Origin of the sequence: Corynebacterium sp. MSK150 (assembly GCF_030229215.1) — a bacterium.
Lineage (GTDB): Bacteria > Actinomycetota > Actinomycetes > Mycobacteriales > Mycobacteriaceae > Corynebacterium.
In genome coordinates this window covers 72,234-93,384 of sequence record NZ_JASPHM010000010.1, presented here as the reverse complement: position 1 = coordinate 93,384, position 21,151 = coordinate 72,234, and the positions used below count along the sequence as shown (strand labels likewise).

Here is a 21,151-nt window from a genome sequence, read left to right as displayed (position 1 = left end):
ATTATCGCATGCTCAGCCGCACCGAACGTCTCGATCGCCTTCCCGTCACCTCTAAGCACAAGCGCCTACTCCTAGGTTCCGGCCTTGGATGGGCGCTTGATGCCATGGATGTAGGGCTAATCTCCTTCATCATGGCCGCCCTTGCTGTTCACTGGGATCTTGGTCCTAGCCAGACCTCTTGGTTAGCCTCGGCGGGCTTCCTTGGCATGGCGCTCGGTGCAACCTTTGGCGGATTGCTGGCAGATAAATTCGGCCGCCGCAATGTCTTTTCTCTCACCTTGCTTATCTACGGCTTGGCAACAGGGGCTTCCGCGCTAGCTGGGGGACTTACGGTTCTCATCATCTTCCGATTCATAGTCGGGCTGGGCCTCGGAGCCGAGCTACCAGTTGCCTCCACGCTCATATCCGAATTTGCTCCTCGACGGGTCCGCGGAAGGATGGTAGTCATTCTCGAGGCATTCTGGGCATTGGGATGGATCCTTGCGGCCATCATCGGCACTTTCGTAGTGAGCACGGGTGAATCCGGATGGCGCTGGGCCCTGGCCCTTGGCATGCTGCCAGCCGCGTATTCAATCTATGTGCGCCGCGGTCTACCAGAATCTGTGCGTTTTCTTGAATCCAAGGGCCGTCATGATGAGGCCGAAGCTATCGTTGCCAGTTTCGAAGCCGCGGCAGAAGATCGGCCGCTGGACGAGGCCCTCCCAGACCCCACGCCTTCCCCCGCAGCGTCTATTTGGAGTCCGCAGCTAAGAAGGCGGACCGCAGCGTTGTGGACCATTTGGTTCTGTGTAAACCTCTCCTACTATGGTGCCTTCATCTGGATTCCCTCTCTGCTAGTAGCCGACGGTTTCTCCCTAGTGAAGTCCTTTAGTTTTACCCTCATCATCACCCTTGCCCAGCTGCCTGGCTACGCGGTGGCAGCTTGGCTCATCGAGCTCTGGGGCAGGCGGGTAACCCTCGCGGTATTCCTGCTCGGTTCGGCCGCAGCGGCCGGCCTATATGGAGCAGCAGCTACGGAAACATTGATAATCCTGGCTGGTTGTCTGCTCTCCTTCTTCAACCTCGGCGCCTGGGGAGCCCTCTATGCCATCGGTCCGGAGCTGTATCCCACTTCATTGCGAGGGCGTGGTACGGGAGCGGCAGCAGGCTTCGGTAGGCTAGCATCTATTGCGGCGCCACTCATCGTTCCACCACTGCTTGCTGCGGGTGGAACGGCCTGGCTATTCGTCGTATTCGCGGCAGCGTTTGCCATTGCGGCTGCCGCCGCCTTTAGTCTGCCCGAGCAGAAAGGAATAGCGCTTGCTCAATAGGCTCTCCCTAGTTGCGTGGACGGCCGTTATGGTCGCATTGACCACGCTCAAGCCTTTCTATCAAATCGGCTATTTGTGGAAGCCGGAAAATCAGCGTGCGCGAGAACTGCGCTGGGTGCCACTGGATGAATTCTCCGGCGGCAGCTGGTTTGGTCCGCTATTTGAGTACGTGGGAAACACAGCCTTCTTTATCCCATTTGGAATGCTGGTATTTAGTCTGTGCCGTTCCATTAAGACTACTGCGGCGTGGGGATTTGGCCTCAGCCTAGTGCTGGAGCTGTGCCAATATGCGTTTGCGCTTGGGCGAACGGATATTGACGACCTCATATTTAACACCATTGGCGCATTCATCGGTGCTGTATTGGCACGCCTGTGCGGCGAACGCCTTTTCCCTGTGTGGCGCTGGTTAGCCCTTGCCGCAGCGGCGGTTTTCTTGGTATTGGTCATACTCGGCCCACGATTGGGAGACCCCAACGCAGTGGTAGACCTGTAATTTATCCGTGCGCCATATTGACGAACTTGGAGTAGTGCAGCTGATGAGCCACCTGCACGGTATCGATCGGGCCGCCACGGTGCTTAGCTAGGATAATATCCGCCTCGCCGGCGCGCTCATTATCGCGATCCTGGGAGTCTGGGCGATACAGCAGCATGACCATATCGGCGTCCTGCTCCAGCGAACCGGACTCACGGAGGTCCGCAAGCTGCGGCTTTTTATCCGTACGCGCCTCAGGTCCACGGTTCAGCTGCGAGATCGCGATAAGAGGTACCTCCAGCTCCTTGGCCAAGAGCTTTAGCTGACGGGAGAACTCAGAGACCTCCTGCTGGCGGGACTCGACCTTTTTACCCGAAGACATCAGCTGCAGGTAGTCCAAGACAATGAGATCCAAACCGTGCTGCTGCTTGAGGCGGCGGGCCTTGGACCGAATTTCCATCATCGTGAGGTTTGGTGAGTCATCAATGAAGAGTGGGGCGTCTTGCACTCGGTTGAGGGTCTCATCGATCTTTGCCCAGTCCTCGGTGGAAACTCGACCACCGCGCATATCGGCCAGCTTGACCTCTGACTCCGCCGAAAGCAGGCGCATGACGATTTCAGAAGCTGACATCTCGAGGGAGAAAATCACAGAAGACTTACCGTGCTGCAAGGAGCAGGAGCGCATAAAGTCCATGGCCAGGGTCGACTTACCCACACCAGGACGAGCAGCAACGATGACCATCTGGCCCGCGTGAAGGCCATTGGTCAACTTATCGAGGTCGATGAAGCCAGTAGGCACGCCTAGCTCCACGCCGCCGGCTTGCTGCAGGGCGGCGAGCTCATCAATGGTGGGGTCAATAAGGTCCCCCAGGACTCGGTAATCTTCTGCTGTCTTGCGCTGGGCGACGGCGAAAACTTCCTGCTGCGCACGGTCCAGCACGGACTCGATCTCTGCATCTTCGGTGCCGGAAAATCCGAGCTGTACTACGCGAGTACCGGCATCAACAAGCTTGCGCAGCACTGCCTTTTCCGCGACGATTTCGGCGTAGTAGCGAGCGTTCGCAGCCGTGGGCACCGTGGCGAGCAGCGTGTGGAGATAGGGGGCGCCGCCAACGCGCTCGAGGTTATTAAAGCGGTCGAGCTGGGAGGCCAAAATGACGGCGTCGACGTCCTTGCCCTCGGAGTATAGATCCAGCATGGCGCGGTAAATCAACGTGTGCGCCGGATAGTAGAAATCCTCCGGCTCCAGCTCCTCAATGACTTCCATCACCGTATGGGGACTGAGCAGCATGGCACCCAGAACACCCTGCTCCGCTTCGCGGTCTGCGGGGGGTTGGCGGAATTCGCCATAGCGCTTTGGCTCTTCCTGCTGATAGCGACGGCGCGGAGCCGGTTCCTCCTCCGGCGGCGGCTCCGGCGGCAGGTGTTCATCATCAAAGCTGGCGTTGGTCATGACTTCTCCCCCTTGTGGCTATTTGAGCATCCGAGCGTATCGGAATCTCAGTGTAGTCTAGTGCCCGGACACCACCCCCTGGGCATAACTTCCACAGTTATCCACAGGGTGCTGTGAAAATCGCAGGTCGCGGTAGCCTTCGCCCATATTTGCCCTGCATAAGCCTGTGGATAACTCCAAAAGCCCATGACCTGCACAAATCAAACTCCCAGCTCAGAGCATGTTTTTCTCGGTGTGAAAATACGCACACCCTTCGTGGATAAGCGGCCTGACCTGCGGGTTAATAAAGAGGCCTCCGCGTAAACATAGAGTTAAATCGCCAAAGTATTATCCACAGAATTCCACAGTTATCCACAGGCCGGTTAAAACGCGCTAAAGGCCCCAAGTTCCTGCCACCTCACATAGCAGGAACTTGAGGCCTAAAGCGTTGCTGTTGTCTTTGGGTCTTATTTGGACCGTCGTGCGCCTAGTTAGGCAGCAACGACCGAGAAGTTCACCTTGCCGATAACATCAGCGTGCAGCTTCAGCTCGACCTGGTAGTTGCCGGTCTTCTTGACCAGGCCCTTAGGAAGCACAACGATGCGCTTATCCAGCTTAGGGCCACCAGCCTTGGAGACGGCGTTGACAATGTCTTCTGCTTGAACGGAACCGAAGAGCTTACCGGATTCGGAGGTCTTAACCTCTACCTTGACATCCGTTAGCTGCTCGAGCTGGTTGCGGACCTCACGTGCGTGATCCAGGTCGCGAATCTCGCGAGCTTCCTGGGCGCGCTTGATGCCCTCAATCTGCTTCTCTGCGCCGCGGGTAGCCACGATGGCCAGGCCGCGAGGAAGCAGGTAATTACGTCCGTAGCCGTCCTTAACCTCAACAATTTCGCCAGCGGCGCCGAGGTTCTCAACGGCAGCGGTGAGGATCAGCTTCATGATCCCTGCCTTTCAATTGAGTTAGTTGAATAGTTGCGGGTGACAGACTTAGAACGGAGGTTCAGAATCAGCGCCTCCGAAACCACCTGCAGGTGGTGCGGAGTTCCACGGGTCCTCAGAAGGAGCCTGGTTCTGCTGCGGCTGCTGTTGCTGGCCGCCTCCAAAACCGCCCTGATTATTGTTATTCGAGCGCTGCTGGCCGCCGCCAAAGTTATTGCCGCCCTCACGCGGATTGCGGTTTACCTGAGCGGTGGCGTAGCGCAGAGACGGACCGACTTCGTCGACGTCAATCTCGAATACGGTGCGGTTATCGCCCTCACGGGTCTGGAAGGAACGCTGCTTCAAGCGGCCGGTAACGATGACGCGCATGCCCTTGGACATGGTCTCGGCAACGTTTTCCGCTGCCTGACGCCATACGTTGCAGGTCAGGAACATAGCTTCGCCGTCTTCCCACTGATTCGTCTGCGAGTTATAGCGACGAGGGGTGGAGGCGACGCGGAAGTTAGCTACTGCCGCACCCGCCGGGGTGAAGCGCAGCTCGGGGTCAGCAACGATGTTGCCTACCACCGTGATATTGGTATCTCCCTGTGCCATGTCTTTACTCCTTATCGGTTACGTGGATTGTGCTTGATCCCAGTATCCGCTACTTGCTGTCGGTGCGCAGAACCTTGGTACGCAGGATGGTGTCGTTCAGGTTCAGACGGCGGTCGAGCTCGGCAACCGAAGTGTGCTCGCACTCCAGGTTGACGACGGCATAAATGCCCTCTTCCTTCTTGTTGATGGGGTATGCAAGACGACGCTTGCCCCATACATCAAGGTTCTCAACCTTGCCGCCTTCCTGGCGGACGATTTCGAGGAACTTATCCAGGGACGGGGTTACGGTGCGCTCATCCTGATTAGGATCCAGAATGATCATGACTTCGTAGTGACGCACGGACCTCATCACCTCCTATGGTCTAGTAGTTTTCGGCTGCATCACCTTTGCGGATGCAGCAGGAGGGTACGTTGCGTCAAGCAACCCCACTACAGTACCGCAAATGACCGGCGAAAAGAAATCTAACCAGTGGTCGTTGCGGCGAAAAACACAGCTGCCGTCGCCGGAATGATGGTGAGGAAAAGAATGGCCAAAAGCCCCAGCACGATGGGCCCGCGGCGATCCTCACGATTGTGGAAGAGCCAGAAGGCTCCCATCACGCAGAGGAATCCCAAGAAGATGGATGCCATTCCGATATAGGTAACGATCATGCGAATGCTCCTGCCAATGGGTCGCGGCCGGCGTGCGCATCGCGCACCTTATCCGGGGTCTTTCCGCACATCTGGCGAATAACGAGGACAGCCATGGCGATAATGAGGGCGTCGCGGGAGACAATCGCAACGTCAAGCAGCTCGTGCGGAATGCCCTTATTGTCTGTGCCCAGCATGTGCCACATGAGTAGGGGCCACACGAGGGCGTCGACAAGCGCCCAGCTAAAGACCAAGCGCCAGCGTGGCAGGGCTAGGGCCGCGGGCACCAACAGCCACAACGAATACTGGGGCGACCACACCTTGTTGAACAGTAAGAAGGCTGCCACGATGAGGTAAACCAGCTCGGCCATGCGCGGCGTCCGCGCGCTGCGCAGGCCCAGCACCGCAATCGCCGCACAGAGAGCCAAAAACGCCACCAGGCTGAAGGTATTGAGGAACTCAGGGCTAAAGCTAATCCCAGTATTGCGGCTAAGCACCGAGTAAATGGTGGTCCACTCCGCACCGCGCTCTTGGTTGAGGCGGAAAAATTCGCGCCATGCCTCCGGGTACTTCAGGGCCACCGGAGCGTTGACCACGATCCAGGTCACGGCCGCGGCGAGCAAGGCGTAGAAAAATTGCGGCCAGCGGCGGTTGCGCACCGCCAAGACCAGGAATGCCCCCAAGAGAAAGAGCGGCCACAGCTTAAAGGAAGTGCCAAGGCCGATGAGGACACCCGCTACGGCAGGGCGCTTGCGCGCGGCGGCCAGGAGCGCACCTACGGCAAAGGCGATGGAGGGGATATCCCAGTTACTGAAGGCGTGGATGATGACAAGGGGGCTGGCGGCGACGAGGATGGTGTCCCAGGTACGGTTGCCCACCAGCAGGTAGACCATGTAGAGCACGCCTACCCAGATGCACGCCATGACAAAGGCGGTCAGGCCGAAGTACCATCCGGCCTCCGGGATGCCGACCCACTCAACCAGAGAGTACGTATTGCGGGCAATCCAGCCCATCAACCCCTGAAAAAGGCCCGCGAGAACTGGGTACTCCATATAGCGGGTCAGGTCACCTTCTTGCCAAGAATAGGCATAGGGGAAGCCGCCTTCATCGAGGCCACGGCCGCCGTAAAGCGGGATGATGTCGTTATAGCAAAAAGAGGTGTACTGGCGGTTGCCCGCCCAATTCAGGCTAATGACCCCGTCATCACCGCGGGTGCCGCCGGCGCAATTAGCCTTCGAGAGGAATCCGCACGCCAGGAAAACCCAGCCGACGGCGATTATGGCGCGCAGAGGGGTCCACCACTGGGTGCGGCGTACACCGGCAAAACGGCCCCTTGGCCCGCCGAGGAATTCAATTACCCCGCGGGCCAAGGGTTCTGAGGAGGCGGGAATGCGCTGGTGCGGATTCGCTGTCACTGCCGCCTACCCTAGAAGGTCTGCCAAGTCGCTATCGGGGCCGATGAGGTCATCCAAAGACGGCGCCTCTGGCTGGGCCGGTGCTTGGTTGTTGTTGCCACTATTGCCACCATTGCCGTTATTACCGCGCTGCGGATTCGGGGCCGGCTTCGGGCTCTCCGGCTTCTTCTCCGGCTGAGCCGGCTTGGTTTCCTCTTCCGGAGCTGCTTGCTCGGCAGGGGCCTCGTAGTCCTGGGTATCGCCAGCGCCGCTATCCCAGCTCGGGTCATAGGCCGGAGCGGCCGTTCCGGCGCCCATGTTGCCGAATCCCAGCGGATAGGCAGCCGGGAAGTTTTGGAACTCGGAGTTAGCCAGGGAGTTATCCAGCACGGCCTTCCAAATCTTGGTCGGCGCACCTGCGCCGTACATGATGCCGCCGTACTGATCAAAGATGGCGGAGGTATTATCCGCGGTACCTACCCAGACGGCAGTAGCCAGCTGCGGGGTGGCACCGACCATCCAGGCATCCTTGTTATTGCCGGTATCGCCCATCTGGGTGGTACCAGTCTTGGCGGCCGAGGTACGGCCTCCAGCAAGTGCGCCGTTGGACCATCCGGCTACCGGTTCCATGGCTTCGATGACGTTATTGGCCACGTTGGACGAAACGCGGCGCTCGCCCTCGTCCTCGGGGTGCTCGTACAGCACTTCGCCGGCAGCGTTTTCTACGCGCTGCACAAAGTGCGGGTTATGCCATACGCCCTGGTTTGCCAGGGTGGACATAGCAGTAGCCATATCGAGTGGGCGGGACTGGTACTGACCTAAGACGATGCCCTCAAACGGTTGCTTGCCCTTTTCCGTTAGCGTCTTATCAATGCCCGGAAGGGACTTAGCCACGCCAAGGGCGTGCGCCATGTCCGCGGTATCCTGCGTGCCGTGCTTGAGATCCGCCTGCAGGCGGAGGAAAGAAGTATTCAGGGACTGCTTGGTAGCCTCGCGCAGGCTGCACACGCCGCAACCGCTGCCTACGTTGTTAACAACGTCGGAGCCCGGCAACTGGTACGGAGCGGAAGAGTAATTGGTATCCAGGCCGATGCCCTGCTGGAGCGCGGCTGCAAGGGCCATGATCTTGAAGGTAGAACCGGTTTGCAGCGGGGAGTTGGCGTAGTCCCAACCATTGGAATCGTGACCGCCAAAGTATCCGCGGACCGCACCGGTCTTCGGGTCGATGGTCACGGACGCCGCACGAGCATCTTCCTGCAGCGGGGCCATCTGATCATCGACTGCCTGGATGGTGTTGTTCTGCACATTCATATCGATGGTGGTGGTGATGCGCAGACCGCCGGTAGACACCTCGTTCTCGGTGATGCCTACCTCTTCCAGTTCGCGGATGACCTGATCCTTGATGTGGCCATTAGCGCCTGGGGCTTCGGTGTAGGCGGAGTACTCAGCTGGGTCGCGGGTCTCTGGGAAGACCATGCCATCGCGCTGTTCCTGGGTAAGGTCACCCATACCCACCAGGCCGTCAAGAACGTAGTTCCAGCGGTCCTCGGAGCCCTCCTGGTTCACGCGCGGGTCAAGGCCGGAAGGGGACTGAATGAGGCCGGCGAGCATGGCGCCTTCCTCCGGAGTGAGGTCCTTGGCGTCCTTATCAAAGTAGGCGTTGGATGCCGCCTGGATGCCGTAGGCATTGCGGCCGAAATACACGGTGTTGAGGTAGGCGTTGAGAATATCCTCCTTATCCCACTCATTGGTCATCTTCACCGAGTAGATGAGCTCGCGAATCTTGCGCACGTAGGAGTATTCGTTGCCCACCAGCGTGTTCTTCACGTACTGCTGGGTAATGGTGGAACCGCCGCCAGCATCTTCGTTGCCGGTTACCTTACCCACCACGGCGCGGCCGAGGCCGGTGAAGGAGAAGCCGGAGTTATCCCAAAAGTCACGGTCCTCCGCGGCCAGCACGGAGTCCTGCACGTATTCCGGGATTTCATCCAGCTTCACGTGGGTGCGGTTGCCTTCCGGCGGCACCAGGCGGGCGAGCTGGGTCTGATTATCACCCGCGTAGATGGTAGAGACCTGGTTATTGGCCAGGTCCTTGGGCTCCGGAACGGAGTATTGCGAGTATGCGTAGGCAAAAAGTCCTGCGGGCAGTGCTACAAAGACCAGTAGGAACGCCAAAACGACCCACGGCCAGATGCGGCGCTTCTTTGTCGCCTGCTTTTTGCTGGGGCGAGCCACCTTAGTGGACTTGCCGGTAGATTCCTTCTCGGTCACTGATTCGTGTCCTCATTCATCCCTGATCACAAACTAAATAATTGCAGCTTACTGCCTAAGGCGGTGCGCTGGAAACTAACACGCGTTAAATGCAGTAGCAGAACGCAACAAGTGGTTCCACCGGCACCGGCGGCATACTTCCACCTCGTGCACCGTAAACTCCAAGCCCTCGGCTACAAACTCCGCTATTTCTTTCTCACTGCGGGCGCTCCCGGCGCGGCGGCCGAGGTTCTCGCCATAGACCCAGCGCGTAAGCCGCAAAGGCTCGCCGCACACGGGGCATTCCTTATCCATGGTGCGCCCGTGGTGCTCAGCTGCGGCGCGCAGCAAAAAATCAGCATCGCACACGTCCTCCCGCCTGAGCTGCCCGGCGCGAAATTCGCGCAGGTGGTGGGCGCGCTCCCATTCATGGGAGAGCACGTGCTTATAGGCAACGGAATTCACCCGGATCATCCTAATTACCTCTTCTTGATCGATCCACATGGTGTTATGCCACCGTAGGGCATAATTTTCGGCTTACTCTTGCGCAGTCACTGACAGCCACAACTCATGGAGTTAAAGGAGTAGACCGTGTCCGAAAAAGTAAAGGTCGCCATCGTGGGCGTCGGCAACTGCGCCACGTCCCTCATTGAAGGCGTGGAGTTTTATCGCAACGCCGCGGCCGATGCAGATATTCCCGGTTTGATGCACGCCCAATTTGGCCCATACCACGTAGGCGATGTGGAATTCGTTGCCGCTTTCGACGTGGATGCGGACAAGGTGGGCAAGGATCTGGCGGAGGCTACGCGCAGCTCCCGCAATTGCACCATTTCCATTACCGACGTCCCTGAGCTGGGCGTTACCGTGCAGCGCGGTCCTACCCTGGACGGCCTCGGCCGGTACTACCAAGAATCCATCGCGGAATCGGAAGCCCCGCTTGCCGACGTCCCCGCCATACTCCGCCAGTCCGGCGCCGACGTCGTAGTCTCCTACCTGCCGGTGGGCTCTGAAGAAGCGGATAAGTTCTACGCCCAGGCGGCCATCGATGCCGGCTGCGCCTTTGTCAATGCCCTGCCGGTCTTTATTGCCTCTGATCCAGTATGGGCAAAGAAGTTCGAAGATGCCGGGCTGCCCATCGTAGGCGATGATATTAAGTCCCAGGTGGGCGCCACCATTACTCACCGCGTCATGGCGAAGCTCTTTGAAGACCGCGGCGTGCGCTTGGAGCGCACCATGCAGCTCAATGTGGGCGGCAATATGGATTTCAAGAATATGCTCGAGCGCGAGCGCCTCGAATCCAAAAAGATCTCCAAGACGCAGGCCGTAACCTCTAACCTGCACAACTCGCCCATCGCCGGCAAGCGGGAGGACCGCAACGTCCACATCGGGCCTTCCGATTACGTGGAATGGCTCGATGATCGCAAATGGGCCTATGTCCGCTTAGAGGGCTCCGCCTTTGGCGAAGTACCGCTGAACTTGGAGTACAAGCTGGAGGTTTGGGACTCGCCTAACTCCGCCGGCATCATCATCGATGCCGTACGCGCCGCCAAGATTGCCCTCGACCGCGGGGTGGCGGGCCCGGTACTGGCTGCCTCGTCCTACCTGATGAAATCCCCGCCGGTACAAAAGGCCGATGACGTGGCGCGCGCCGAGCTAGAAGACTTTATTGCCGGAAACTAATTTTTTAACTTCCGAACTACCGCGCAGGGAAAACGGGCTATACAATCGTTTTCTATGACGCAGCAACATGAGGAGAAGGGCCCCGCTCAATCCCCGTCTACGTACGAGGATGCCGTCGAGGTCGCGCGTTCCATCCAGCCGTCGCTCAATAAGCTCATTCTTATTTTCCAGCGCACGGCGGAGGGCTCTTCATTGACCACCTCCCAGGTGTCCATCATGAACCAGCTGCGTATGCGCGGACCGTCCCGCGTTTCCACCATCGCGCAGGCAGAACTTATCCGCATGCCCACCGCCTCCAACGCGCTCTATCAGCTAGAGCGCCGCGGCTACGTGGAACGCCACCGCGATGAAGAGGACCGCCGCGGCGTCTTGGTAGCGCTGACGCAACTAGGCGAATCCGAACTAGCCATAGTCTCGCAGCAGCGCGCCTCCGCTCTAGCAGAGATCATGCGGTGGCTCGAGCCGAAGGATTTGGAGACCGCCAACGAAGTAGCCACCGTTATCTCCAAGCTGGCTGATGTCTATCGCCCCACAATGAACGGCGAACAGCGCTAGTTTTGCCCGCAATGATTTCATTTTTCTTCGGCTTAACGTGATAATTGAGGGAAACGAAAACCGTAAGCTCTCACTAGTTCACTCCGTATGGCAACTGATTCTTCCGATGGGCATCTGCCGGCCTTGAGCAAGGGCTCGGCCGATAAACCCCTTCGCATTCTTATTTCTTGGAGCCCTTCTTCCTCCGGTACCGAGGCTCTAGATTGTGCCGCGTGGCTCTCCCGCACCGCAGATATCCAAGTACGCGTCATCTCTACCGTGTTCCAGCCGTGGACTACTACTTCCCTCACCAAGCTGGGCGGAAAATATAAAAAATGGTTTAAAGAACAAAAGGAGGCCTGCGCCGCAGCTACCCGTGCCGCCCTCGATGAAGCCGGCGTGCCGCGTAGCTGCTGGGATGAGAAACCCTCCCTATTGGTCGACGGCCCTTCGCGCCCCCATCTGCTGACGGAAATGGCCAAGAAGTTCGAGGCAGACCTCATCATTTTGGGGCCCAACCAGGCCGCACCGAAGGGCCGTTTCTTTGCTGGTTCTACGGCCGATACCTTGCTGCATTATTCTCCTCAGCCGTTGGGTTTGGTGCCCCGCAAGGTAAAACTGTCCAAGCACGGCGTCACCCGCTTTAACTTTGCCATTACTGAGCGCAGCCCGCGCGAAGATCATGAGATGCTCGCCGCAGCGGAGCTCGCGAACCGCTGGAACCTGCCGCTGCGCCTGCTGGCCTTTTCGGCAAAGGGACTGCTCAATACGCCGTCCAAGGATAAGCACGATATGGCGCTCGAGCTGGTGGCGGAGTGGCTCGAGGATTCCCTCGCCATGCTGGACCGCGCCCGCGATTGCATTCAAGAAAAATTCCCCGAGCTGGATGTCACTTCTGAAATTGGTTCCGGCGCGGGCTGGGGCGGCGCGGTGGATTCGCTCAAGTGGAAGAAGGGCGATCTGATGCTCATGGCCTCCACCCCGCAGGGCCCCATCGCCCGCGTGTTCTTGGGATCTACCGCCACGGAGCTGCTGCCGCATATTCGGGTGCCTATCTTGGTCCACCCATCCTGCGGTTAGGATTGGGGCATGAGCCTGCGACCAGAGCATCCCGAAAACGATCTGACCTCCGATGCGGACTATGCCAATCTGCGCCGTCCGGAACCGCGGAGCTTTGATGAGCTGGCCGATGAGCCGGACCCTTTAGAGATTGCCGCTGCTAACCGCCGCTCCACCCGCCAGGCAGTCTGGTACATGATCGGCGTTCTTGTGCTCTCCGCGCTTTATGGTTTCGCAGTCGCGCTCGTCACTCGGCTCTCCGGCGGCCCCTTATGTGAGAATGGCACCGCCACGTGGCTCTGCACTGACGGGCAGCGCACCTTCTTTAGCCTGACCACCCCGATCATTCCCTTCTTCGGCATGATCGGCTGCGCCATCATCATGGTGCGCAAGCTGCACCGCTATCTGCGGTGGCGCAGTTGGATGGCCATTTTCTGGGTAATGGCCTGCAATTTCATGCTGTGGACCATTACCGATATCCAGCTGTTCCTCATGGACTCGGCCGCCGCATAGAAACTTTCCGCCTCCCTATGATCCTCCTGCTTGATAATTACGATTCTTATACCTTCAACCTTGCCCACCTCATCGCGGAGGTAGCCGGACGCGAACCACTCGTCGTCGCCGCCGGTGAAGCGGAAGGGCTGGCCGATCGCGTCCGTGCCGGCGAATTTTCGCATGTGGTGATTTCTCCTGGGCCGGGCACGCCGGAGCGCGAGGAGGATTTCGGTGCTGCCCGGGGCATTATCGCCGCCGCAGCCGCGGCCGAGATTCCGGTACTGGGTGTATGCCTTGGCCACCAGGGGCTAGGTCTGCTGGCCGGCGCCCAGGTGTCGCGCGCGCCGCAGCCGCGCCACGGTTTTGTCTCTACCATCAGTCACTCGGGCGAAGGAATCTTTGCCGGAATCCCGCAAGACTTCGAGGTGGTGCGCTACCACTCCCTGCATATAGAGGAGGCCCCCGGCATTACCGTGCATGCCCGCAGCGAGGATGGCGTCATCCAAGCGCTTAAGGTCGACGGTTTGCCGCACTGGGGCGTGCAATTTCACCCGGAGTCGGTGCTTACCCAGTACGGCCGGGAGATTATGCGCAACTTTCTGGGCGGGTTCCGCTTGCTCCACCGCGAAGTCCCCGGCGCGGTGGATTGTCCACAGGTCTTTGCCGCCCTGCGCGCCGAGGGCAACGATGCCTTCTTCCTCGACTCCGCGGATCCCCGCGGGCGCTATTCCATCCTCGGCGATACCGCCGGCCCATTGAGTCGCTCTTTCCGCTACCGGCTTGGCGACGCCCCCGATATCCTCACCCTCCTCGACCACGAGCTTGCCACCCGCATCATCGACGCACCGGATCTCCCGTTTACCGGCGGGGTCATCGGGTACCTGGGCTACGAATGCGCCCAGCTCACCCTGCCCATTGAGCTACGCCACCGCTCTCCTTACCCAGATGCCTACTTTGTGCGGCCGCAGTCCTTTATGGTCTACGACCATCACACAGAAACCGCGCACCTGTGCTGCCTTGCCGGTGACGGCGCCGAGGAACTGCTTGAACGTCTGGAAGCCGCCTTGGGCGCGAAAGAACCACGGCCCACGGGGGAGGACGGTGGGGCGTCGCTAAGCGCGGGCTCCTGGCGCAGCCCCGGCTACCTGGATCGGATTAAGCGCGCCCAAGAATTCCTGCACGCCGGCGAGAGTTACGAGGTCTGTCTGACCGATACCTACACGGTCGCGGCCGAAGGAGAGCTCTATCCCCAACTGCGCTCGCACAATCCCGCACCCTATACCGCACACCTCGTCTTCGACGGCGTCGAGGTCTGCAGCGCCTCGCCCGAGCGCTTCCTCACCGTGCGCGGCCGTGAGGTAGAGGCCAAGCCGATTAAGGGCACCATCTCGGCCGACCAGGATCCCGCACTGCTGACCACGGACCCAAAGACACGGGCCGAAAACCTCATGATCGTTGACCTACTGCGCAATGATCTCTCCCGGGTATGCGAGCCCGGTACCGTGCACGTGCCGAAGTTGATGCAGGTAGAAAGCTATGCCACCGTCCATCAATTGGTCTCCACCATTACCGGGCAGCTGCGCGCCAGTGCCACCGCGGTCGATGCCCTCCGCGCCACCTTTCCTCCCGGATCGATGACGGGCGCGCCGAAGCTGCGCACCTGCGAGATCATTGACCAACTCGAAACGGGACCGCGCGGCGTGTACTCCGGCGTGGTGGGCTACCTGGGATTTGACGGTCAATCCGATCTCAGCGTGGTCATCCGCACGGCCGTGCGCGCAGCCGATGAGGTCACCATCGGCGCCGGCGGGGCCATCGTCCTGGATTCGGATCCGGCCGCCGAGCTAGAAGAACGCAACCTCAAGGCCCAATCCGTGTTGGGGGCGTGGCAATGAGCACCTACCTCTGGCACCAGGGCAGCTTCATCCCAAGCCAGCCCCACCCCGGCCCCTTTGACGTTGCGGATTCTTGGCGGACGCTTGCCGACGCCCACTCCAACGCCCTCCCCCTGCACCTCCAGCGCTTCGAGTCGGTGGCCGGCCCACTGCCCGCTGGCTTCGTCCCCGCGATGCTGCAGCTTGTGGGCCCCGGCGATCTCTTCCCTCGCATCTCCCTAGCCGGCGGGCACCTGCGCCTCGATGTTCGCCCCGCACCCCCTGCGCGCCGAACCACCCGGCTGACCTATGTGCAAGCCCCCGACCCGCGCATGCAGCCTTTAGTCAAGGGCCCCGATTTCCCAGCGCTGGCACGCTACCGTACCGAGTATCAGGAAGACGGCACCGATGACACCGCCATCGTGGATTCCTCCGGTGCCATGGTGGAGACCACCACCGGCGCGCTCGTCGCCTGGGATGGGGAGACGCTTATCCTCCCCACCGGTCAGTCGCTGCCCAGCATTACGCTGCGCCAAGTTGCCCGGCGCGCTGCGGATCTAGGCATGCGAACCGAAACGCGCCCCATCACCCCCGAGCTCGCCGCCGAGTGCCCCCTGTGGTTCCTCAACTCGCTCCACGGTATTAGCCCGGTCAGTAAGCTACACGCCCCCACCGGCGTCATCCATCCGCCGAGCAGCCCGTATACCGTAGCGTGGCAGCACTGGTGGTGGGACTGCTTCCGCAAGGAAACGGCGCGCGACTAGCTCTCCTGCTTGGCTAGCTGCGCTGCTACTTCGGCGCAATCCGGCCGGCCGCAGTGCTGGGTTTCTACGTGCTGGATGCAGTCATCACAGATGAGTACCTGCTGGCGGCAGGTGTCTTCGTTGATGCAATTGTGGAAGGTATTCGTGCCCTTACCGCAGTGCACGCAGTGGCCGAGCTGGATGAAACCGGGGTCTTGCAGTCCTTGGCCAAACTCGTGGTGCATGCGCTTGTCAAAGACATACATGGAGCCTTCCCACAGGCCATCATTGCCGTACTTTTCGCCGTAGCGCACGATACCACCATCGATCTGATAAACCTCTTTGAAGCCACGGTTCTTCATCAACGAGGACAGGATCTCGCAGCGGATGCCACCGGTGCAATAAGACACCACCGGCTTATCCTTCATCCAGTCATACTTGCCGGATTCGATTTCCTCGATGAAGTCATGCGTGGTTTTCACATCGGGCACGACCGCATTTTTAAACTTGCCAATCTCTGCCTCCATGGCGTTGCGGCCATCAAAGAAAACGACCTCTTCACCACGTTCTTCTACCAGCTTATTTACCTCTTCCGGCTTGAGGTGCACGCCGCCGCCAACTACGCCGTTTTCATCCACCTTCAGCTCGCCCGGCGCGCCAAAGGCCACGATTTCATCGCGCACCTTGACCGAAAGCCGCGGGAAGTCATCCGCACCACCCTCGGACCACTTGAACTGCATGCGCTTAAAGCCAGGGTATTCCTTGGTCTGGCGGACGTAGCGCTTGCAGGCTTCCATATCGCCGCCAACGGTGCCGTTGATACCGTGCTCGGAAATGAGGATGCGCCCCTTGAGGCCCAGGGACTCGCACAGGGTGCGCTGCCACAGCATGATAGCGGTGGGATCTTCGATGGGGGTAAAGCAGTAATACAGGAGAACTTTGCCAATAGTCACGCCCCAATCTTAGGCCCGCAGCTGCGCAGATCCCCAATCTTGTAGCTCTCCCTTATATGACTGCGGCCCCTCCAGCACACGCTGAAAGGGCCAAATCTTGAGCACGCGAAAGTTAGCGCTTTTGGTACAGCGCCTTCTTGCGGGCGAAGACGGGATCAGAGGTCACGAGCACGCCAAGGTTGCGGAAGATTCCTTCATCCACAGAACCCAGGATGGTGGTGGTGTGGACGTCGCAACCAGCAAGTTCCTTGATCTGCTCCAGCGCCTTGCGAGCATTGTCATCCTTCGCCGCAGACACGGACAAAGCGATCAGCACCTCGTCGGTATGCAGGCGTGGATTCTTCGAACCCAAATGCTTGGTCTTGAGCGTTTGAATCGGCTCGATGGACTCGGGCGACAGCAGGTGGATATCGTCATCGATACCTGCCAGGTGCTTCAGTGCATTGAGCAGCATCGCCGCCGAGCATCCCAACAGGGGCGAGGTGCGGCCGGTGATCATGGTGCCGTCGTGCAGCTGCATAGCAGAGGCAGGCTCGCCGGTTTCTTCCGCGCGCTGGCGCGCAGGTGCTACCACGGGCCGATCTTCTACCTTGATGCCGGCCTTAGCCATGATGACGGCGGCGCGCTCGGATTGCTCGGTGCCCAAGCCCGCACGCGCCTCTTCCACCTGTGCCTTGAAGTAACGGCGGATGATTTCTTGTTGGGCGGCGGCGCGGCACACGGCGTCATCAGTAATGCAGAAGCCGGCCATGTTCACGCCCATGTCCGTCGGGGACTGGTATGGAGTGGTGCCGGTGAGCTTTTCCAAAAGCGTGCGCAGCAGCGGGAATGCTTCCACATCGCGGTTGTAGTTCACGGTGGATTCGCCGTGGGCGGACAGGTGGAAGTGGTCAATAATATTGGAATCATTAAGGTCCACCGTGGCCGCCTCATAGGCCAAGTTCACGGGGTGTTCCAGGGGGAGATTCCAGATAGGGAAGGTTTCAAACTTGGCGTAGCCGGCATTATTGCCGCGCTGGTGTTCGTGGTAGACCTGCGAGAGAGCGGTGGCCAGCTTGCCGGAGCCAGGGCCGGGCGCGGTGACCACGACAAGGTCACGGGAGGTTTCCGCAAACTCATTGCGGCCAAAACCCTCTTCGGACACGATGAGGTCCGTATTGGTGGGGTAGCCGGGGATAACGCGATGGCGCGCCACCTTGAGTCCGAGGCGCTCGACCTTGTCGATGAAGGCCTCCGCCTGGGAGTTGCCTTCCTCCAGCTGGGTCATGACGATGTTTTCTACCAAGAATCCGCGGCTGCGGAATACGTCCACCAGGCGCAGCAGGTCATCTTCATAAAGGATGCCCAGGTCCGCGCGCACCTTCTGGCGGGAGATATCCTTCGCGTTGATGCAGATGAGGATCTCAACGTCCTCTTTGATGCGCTCCAGCATCGCGATTTTATTGTCCGGGGTGAAGCCGGGCAATACGCGGGAGGCGTGCATATCGTCAAAAAGCTTGCCGCCCATCTCTAGGTAGAGTTTGCCGCCGATTTCCTCGCGGCGGGCGTGGATGTGCTTCGACTGCAGCTCAATGTATTTCTCGCGGTCAAAGCCGATTTTTTGCGTCATGATTTGAAAGCCTTCCCCTGAGTTAAATCATTCCGCATTTCGAGTTTACGCTATTGTCACCCCGCAAATAAGTGAGCTGGTTAGCGCCCGGTTTGGCCGAAAATTCTTCCCGATTAGACTGGATTCCATGCCTGAAGGTCACGTCATCCACCGCCTAGCTAATAAATTCAACGCCGATTTTCGCGGCATGCCGCTGCGCGTGACCAGTCCGCAGGGCCGCTTCGCGGCGGAGGCGGAGCTTCTCAATGGCGAGCGCATCGAGCTGGCAGAGACCTACGGCAAGCACCTTTTCGTGCACTTTAGCGCCCAAGATCCGCGCCATATCCTCTATATTCACTTAGGCCTGATTGGCAAGCTGCGCTTCGAGCCCCGCGAAGAATCCAGCGGACAAATCCGGGTGCGCATTGATAATGGCGCCGAGGCCGCTAACCTGCGCGGACCGCAGTTTTGCCACCTGCTCACTGAAGAGGAGTACCGCGCACAGCTAGCCAAGGTAGGCCAAGACCCGCTGCGCACGGACGCCGACGTGGAGGCGCTCTGGGCCAAAGTACATAAATCGCGCCGCAGCATCGGCTCCCTCATGATGGATCAGCACCTTTATGCCGGCGTGGGCAATATCTACCGGGCAGAAACCCTCTTTCGCCACGGCCTCTCCCCTTTCCTGCCGGGCCGGGACGTTTCCCGTGAAACTTTTGACGCCACGTGGGCGGACTTGGTGGTTCTCATGGAATACGGGGTGGAGCACGGCCGCATCGATACCGTGCGGCCCGAGCACTCCCCCGAGGCCATGGACCGCGAACCGCGCAAAGATGACCACGGTGGCGAGGTCTACGTCTACCGCCGCGCCGGCCTTCCTTGCTATATCTGCGGCACCCCGGTGGCAGAAAAAGTCATGGAGGGACGCAACCTATTTTGGTGCCCGACCTGCCAACCGGCACCTTAAAGGCCTATCCTGGCGGGCATGCGACATGCCTATAGCGTTGCCGCCGTCCGCGCGGCAGAGCGTTCCCTTCTAGCCCAGCAGAACTTTGACGATGAGCTCATGCGCTTAGCCGCACGAGGCGTGGCGGCCACTGCCGCGAGCATGCTCGGCTCTTTTCGGCGCGTAACTATCCTTGCCGGGCCAGGCGGCAACGGCGGCGATGGCCTCTATGCTGGTGCTTTCCTGACAGAAGAGGGCTACTCAGTGGAGGCCATTCTCGCAGCGGATAGCGCCCACGAACCCGCGCTAGAGGCATTTGCCGCGGCCGGCGGAACCATTGCGCACGGTCTAGGAAACGCCGATCTGCTTATCGACGCCATCGCCGGCCTCGCCTCCACACGCGGCCTTTCCGGTGCCCCACTGAGGGCCTATACCGAGGCCAAGGAGCGTGGGGTGCCGGTATTAGCGGTGGACATTCCTTCGGGCATTAACGCCGATACCGGCATGGCCGCAGCCGATGCCGTAGACGCAGACGTGACTATTAGCTTTGGCTGGGCCCGTGCCGGACATATCTTTGCCCCGGAATGCGGTGCGGTGGTGCTCTGCGATCTGCTCCTGCCCGGCGCCCCTCGCTCCTTTGCAGAAGAGCTTTCCGCTACCGCGGAGCCGGTGGGCTATATCGCCAATGAACCCACTATTCCCCTGCCCTACCAGTGGCCGACTGAGCCAGTGCTTTCGGGAGAACAAGGCCTGGTCACCGCCCCGAAGCCGGTGGGCTGCACGGGACCAATCCTGGATCCGACTCCGGGAGCGAAAAGCACCAAATACACCGGCGGAGTGACCGCAGTATGTGCTGGCAGCAGTGCTTTTCCCGGCGCGGGCATCCTCGCCGCCACGGGCGCGGTGCGCGCCACGCCGTCCATGGTTCGCGTCGTAGGCAATGACTCCGTGGTCACGAGCCTGCCGGAGGTAGTGCCTCATGCCAGTGCCCAAGAAAAGGTCCACGCCCAAGCCTGGGTCGTAGGTCCAGGGCGCGGCACCGGACCGGAGGCGGCCGCGGAATTGCGCGCCGTGCTAGAACGCGGGCTGCCCACCATTATCGACGCCGATGCGCTGACCGTGCTCTCGACCGACGGCGATCTACGCGAACTCGTACGCGATCATCCCTGCGCCGTCCTGACCCCGCATGCCGGGGAGTTTGAGCGGCTCTACGCGGCAACTCTCGGCCGCGAACTTGATCTTTCGGAAGGCCTCGGGGTGCGCCTGCGGGAGCTCTCCGATGCGCTCGACTGCTTCATCCTGCACAAGGGCCGGATCACCACCGTCACGGCCCCAGGCCAGAAAATTTATGGCATGAACGCTGGGCACTCCTACGCGGCCACCGCCGGTTCTGGTGACGTACTCTCTGGCATCCTCGGAGCCACGCTCGCGCAACTGGATGCCGCCGAGGCGGATGCGGAGGCGATCATTATGGAAATCCTGCACGCCGCGGCCATCCACCAACACGCGGCGGCCATTGCCGCCCACACCCCGGACGGCTTTGGCCTTTGCTCCGCCTCCCAGATTGCCGCGGCCGTGCCGCAGGCAATCGCACGGCTACTCCTCATGCAGCGCTAGCTGAGCGCAGTGACCTTCTCCTGCTCGGAGACATGGCCGTCCTTGACCTCAACCACGCGGTCAGCGAAGTTCAGCAGGGAGCGGTCGTGGGTCACCAGCACGGTGGCGGTGTTCATCTCCTGGGTGACATCGCGCAAGAGGCGGATGATCTCCTGCGAAAGGTGGGAATCAAGCGCAGAGGTAGGCTCATCCGCCAAGAGCAGGTCCGGCTGCTCCATGAGCGCTCGAGCGATATTGACCCGCTGGCGCTGGCCACCGGACAACTGGCCCATGCGGCGATTGCCCATCCCGGCCAGGCCTACAAACTCCAATAACTCATCGGCGCGCTGTGGGCGCAGCTTGCGGCCAGCAATATGGTCCATGATCACCAATTGGTCGCGCACATTGAGCGAGGACAGCAGGTTGGCCTGCTGAAAAATGATGGAGCGGGTACCGTCCACGTGCACGGACCCGGAGTCTGGGGTGATGAGGCCAGCGGCTACGGACAGCAGCGTGGACTTGCCGGACCCTGACTCACCCACGATGGCGGTAAGGGTAGTGGATTCGGCGATGAGGGAGGCGTCGGCAAGCGCGGTGGTCGTAGTCTCACCGTCCTGGTAGGTCACGGTGGCGTTGCGGATATCAAGAATGGTGGACATA

21 protein-coding genes are annotated in these 21,151 nt (G+C 60.1%); 10 read left to right on the top strand and 11 right to left on the bottom strand.

The window, feature by feature from the left end:
* Positions 1-8: 8 nt before the first annotated feature.
* Together QP941_RS07860 and QP941_RS07855 are read left to right on the top strand one after the other, a co-directional pair.
* Positions 9-1,310: an MFS transporter gene (locus QP941_RS07860; RefSeq protein ID WP_284868604.1), complete on the top strand. Its 1,302-nt coding sequence runs from the start codon at positions 9-11 to the stop codon at positions 1,308-1,310.
* The gene (locus QP941_RS07855) at positions 1,300-1,803 is read left to right on the top strand and encodes a VanZ family protein (RefSeq protein ID WP_284868603.1); all 504 of its coding nucleotides are present in this window, start codon (positions 1,300-1,302) and stop codon (positions 1,801-1,803) included. The genes QP941_RS07860 and QP941_RS07855 overlap by 11 nt, the downstream gene beginning before the upstream one ends.
* 1 nt (position 1,804) lies before the next feature.
* Here QP941_RS07855 and dnaB read toward each other — a convergent pair whose 3' ends face one another.
* The 8 genes from dnaB to QP941_RS07815 all read right to left on the bottom strand — a co-directional run bounded on the left by dnaB (position 1,805) and on the right by QP941_RS07815 (position 9,500).
* Positions 1,805-3,235 (bottom strand): replicative DNA helicase, encoded by a 1,431-nt coding sequence (dnaB, locus tag QP941_RS07850; RefSeq protein ID WP_005325950.1) that lies wholly within the window; start codon positions 3,233-3,235, stop codon positions 1,805-1,807.
* Between the two features lie 470 nt (positions 3,236-3,705).
* Entirely contained in the window at positions 3,706-4,158 is a 453-nt protein-coding gene (gene rplI / locus QP941_RS07845; RefSeq protein WP_005325949.1) for a 50S ribosomal protein L9, read from the bottom strand.
* A gap of 48 nt (positions 4,159-4,206) precedes the next feature.
* Positions 4,207-4,752, bottom strand: coding sequence for a single-stranded DNA-binding protein (locus QP941_RS07840; RefSeq protein ID WP_005325943.1), 546 nt, complete (start codon positions 4,750-4,752; stop codon positions 4,207-4,209).
* A gap of 49 nt (positions 4,753-4,801) precedes the next feature.
* Positions 4,802-5,092, bottom strand: a complete 291-nt coding sequence (gene rpsF, locus QP941_RS07835; RefSeq protein WP_005326996.1) for a 30S ribosomal protein S6 — start codon at positions 5,090-5,092, stop codon at positions 4,802-4,804.
* A 122-nt stretch (positions 5,093-5,214) separates the two neighbouring features.
* On the bottom strand, positions 5,215-5,403 hold the full coding sequence (locus QP941_RS07830; protein WP_005325940.1) for a hypothetical protein: 189 nt from the start codon (positions 5,401-5,403) through the stop codon (positions 5,215-5,217).
* Positions 5,400-6,797 carry a glycosyltransferase family 87 protein gene (locus tag QP941_RS07825; protein ID WP_284868602.1) on the bottom strand — a complete coding sequence of 466 codons (1,398 nt, stop codon included), beginning with the start codon at positions 6,795-6,797 and terminating at the stop codon, positions 5,400-5,402. The genes QP941_RS07830 and QP941_RS07825 overlap by 4 nt, the downstream gene beginning before the upstream one ends.
* Before the next feature lie 6 nt (positions 6,798-6,803).
* The gene (locus tag QP941_RS07820) at positions 6,804-9,047 is read right to left on the bottom strand and encodes a transglycosylase domain-containing protein (RefSeq protein ID WP_284868601.1); all 2,244 of its coding nucleotides are present in this window, start codon (positions 9,045-9,047) and stop codon (positions 6,804-6,806) included.
* Positions 9,048-9,122: 75 nt separating this feature from the next.
* Positions 9,123-9,500: a DUF5318 family protein gene (locus QP941_RS07815; protein ID WP_284767120.1), complete on the bottom strand. Its 378-nt coding sequence runs from the start codon at positions 9,498-9,500 to the stop codon at positions 9,123-9,125.
* A gap of 117 nt (positions 9,501-9,617) precedes the next feature.
* Here QP941_RS07815 and QP941_RS07810 point away from each other — a divergent pair, with 117 nt between their 5' ends.
* From QP941_RS07810 to QP941_RS07785, 6 genes are all read left to right on the top strand, one after another.
* On the top strand, positions 9,618-10,706 hold the full coding sequence (locus QP941_RS07810; RefSeq protein ID WP_005326986.1) for an inositol-3-phosphate synthase: 1,089 nt from the start codon (positions 9,618-9,620) through the stop codon (positions 10,704-10,706).
* Between the two features lie 54 nt (positions 10,707-10,760).
* Positions 10,761-11,261 carry a MarR family winged helix-turn-helix transcriptional regulator gene (locus tag QP941_RS07805; protein ID WP_239279020.1) on the top strand — a complete coding sequence of 167 codons (501 nt, stop codon included), beginning with the start codon at positions 10,761-10,763 and terminating at the stop codon, positions 11,259-11,261.
* Positions 11,262-11,348: 87 nt separating this feature from the next.
* A complete protein-coding gene (locus QP941_RS07800; RefSeq protein WP_284868600.1) occupies positions 11,349-12,320 on the top strand; it encodes a universal stress protein in 972 nt (323 codons plus the stop codon).
* A 9-nt stretch (positions 12,321-12,329) separates the two neighbouring features.
* Positions 12,330-12,812 carry a hypothetical protein gene (locus tag QP941_RS07795; RefSeq protein ID WP_284767123.1) on the top strand — a complete coding sequence of 161 codons (483 nt, stop codon included), beginning with the start codon at positions 12,330-12,332 and terminating at the stop codon, positions 12,810-12,812.
* 17 nt (positions 12,813-12,829) lie between these two features.
* The gene (locus QP941_RS07790) at positions 12,830-14,689 is read left to right on the top strand and encodes a chorismate-binding protein (RefSeq protein WP_284868599.1); all 1,860 of its coding nucleotides are present in this window, start codon (positions 12,830-12,832) and stop codon (positions 14,687-14,689) included.
* A complete protein-coding gene (locus QP941_RS07785) occupies positions 14,686-15,432 on the top strand; it encodes an aminotransferase class IV (protein WP_284868598.1) in 747 nt (248 codons plus the stop codon). Before QP941_RS07790 ends, QP941_RS07785 begins: the two co-directional genes overlap by 4 nt.
* On the opposite strand, the gene trhO is transcribed toward QP941_RS07785, so the two are convergent.
* A complete protein-coding gene (trhO, locus tag QP941_RS07780) occupies positions 15,429-16,364 on the bottom strand; it encodes an oxygen-dependent tRNA uridine(34) hydroxylase TrhO (protein WP_005326978.1) in 936 nt (311 codons plus the stop codon). The genes QP941_RS07785 and trhO overlap by 4 nt on opposite strands.
* Positions 16,365-16,476: 112 nt before the next feature.
* Complete coding sequence (locus tag QP941_RS07775) at positions 16,477-17,973, bottom strand: DUF1846 domain-containing protein (RefSeq protein WP_284767127.1); 1,497 nt, start codon at positions 17,971-17,973, stop codon at positions 16,477-16,479.
* 127 nt (positions 17,974-18,100) lie between these two features.
* On the opposite strand from QP941_RS07775, the gene QP941_RS07770 reads away from it, so the two are divergent.
* Both QP941_RS07770 and QP941_RS07765 read left to right on the top strand, forming a co-directional pair.
* The gene (locus tag QP941_RS07770) at positions 18,101-18,916 is read left to right on the top strand and encodes an Fpg/Nei family DNA glycosylase (RefSeq protein WP_284868597.1); all 816 of its coding nucleotides are present in this window, start codon (positions 18,101-18,103) and stop codon (positions 18,914-18,916) included.
* Between the two features lie 18 nt (positions 18,917-18,934).
* Positions 18,935-20,512: a bifunctional ADP-dependent NAD(P)H-hydrate dehydratase/NAD(P)H-hydrate epimerase gene (locus QP941_RS07765; protein ID WP_284868596.1), complete on the top strand. Its 1,578-nt coding sequence runs from the start codon at positions 18,935-18,937 to the stop codon at positions 20,510-20,512.
* Here the strand turns inward: QP941_RS07765 and QP941_RS07760 are convergent.
* On the bottom strand, positions 20,509-21,150 hold the full coding sequence (locus QP941_RS07760; protein ID WP_284769054.1) for an ABC transporter ATP-binding protein: 642 nt from the start codon (positions 21,148-21,150) through the stop codon (positions 20,509-20,511). The genes QP941_RS07765 and QP941_RS07760 overlap by 4 nt on opposite strands.
* Position 21,151 lies beyond the last annotated feature (1 nt).

What these genes read in the sequence shown, in the direction of transcription:
- QP941_RS07860 (WP_284868604.1), top strand. Translation starts at nt 9, where the DNA reads ATGCTCAGCCGCACCGAACGTCTCGATCGCCTTCCCGTCACCTCTAAG.
- dnaB (WP_005325950.1), bottom strand. Translation starts at nt 3,235, where the DNA reads ATGACCAACGCCAGCTTTGATGATGAACACCTGCCGCCGGAGCCGCCG.
- rplI (WP_005325949.1), bottom strand. Translation starts at nt 4,158, where the DNA reads ATGAAGCTGATCCTCACCGCTGCCGTTGAGAACCTCGGCGCCGCTGGC.
- QP941_RS07840 (WP_005325943.1), bottom strand. Translation starts at nt 4,752, where the DNA reads ATGGCACAGGGAGATACCAATATCACGGTGGTAGGCAACATCGTTGCT.
- QP941_RS07830 (WP_005325940.1), bottom strand. Translation starts at nt 5,403, where the DNA reads ATGATCGTTACCTATATCGGAATGGCATCCATCTTCTTGGGATTCCTC.
- QP941_RS07815 (WP_284767120.1), bottom strand. Translation starts at nt 9,500, where the DNA reads ATGATCCGGGTGAATTCCGTTGCCTATAAGCACGTGCTCTCCCATGAA.
- QP941_RS07805 (WP_239279020.1), top strand. Translation starts at nt 10,761, where the DNA reads ATGACGCAGCAACATGAGGAGAAGGGCCCCGCTCAATCCCCGTCTACG.
- QP941_RS07800 (WP_284868600.1), top strand. Translation starts at nt 11,349, where the DNA reads ATGGCAACTGATTCTTCCGATGGGCATCTGCCGGCCTTGAGCAAGGGC.
- QP941_RS07795 (WP_284767123.1), top strand. Translation starts at nt 12,330, where the DNA reads ATGAGCCTGCGACCAGAGCATCCCGAAAACGATCTGACCTCCGATGCG.
- QP941_RS07790 (WP_284868599.1), top strand. Translation starts at nt 12,830, where the DNA reads ATGATCCTCCTGCTTGATAATTACGATTCTTATACCTTCAACCTTGCC.
- QP941_RS07785 (WP_284868598.1), top strand. Translation starts at nt 14,686, where the DNA reads ATGAGCACCTACCTCTGGCACCAGGGCAGCTTCATCCCAAGCCAGCCC.
- QP941_RS07775 (WP_284767127.1), bottom strand. Translation starts at nt 17,973, where the DNA reads ATGACGCAAAAAATCGGCTTTGACCGCGAGAAATACATTGAGCTGCAG.
- QP941_RS07770 (WP_284868597.1), top strand. Translation starts at nt 18,101, where the DNA reads ATGCCTGAAGGTCACGTCATCCACCGCCTAGCTAATAAATTCAACGCC.
- QP941_RS07765 (WP_284868596.1), top strand. Translation starts at nt 18,935, where the DNA reads ATGCGACATGCCTATAGCGTTGCCGCCGTCCGCGCGGCAGAGCGTTCC.
- QP941_RS07760 (WP_284769054.1), bottom strand. Translation starts at nt 21,150, where the DNA reads ATGTCCACCATTCTTGATATCCGCAACGCCACCGTGACCTACCAGGAC.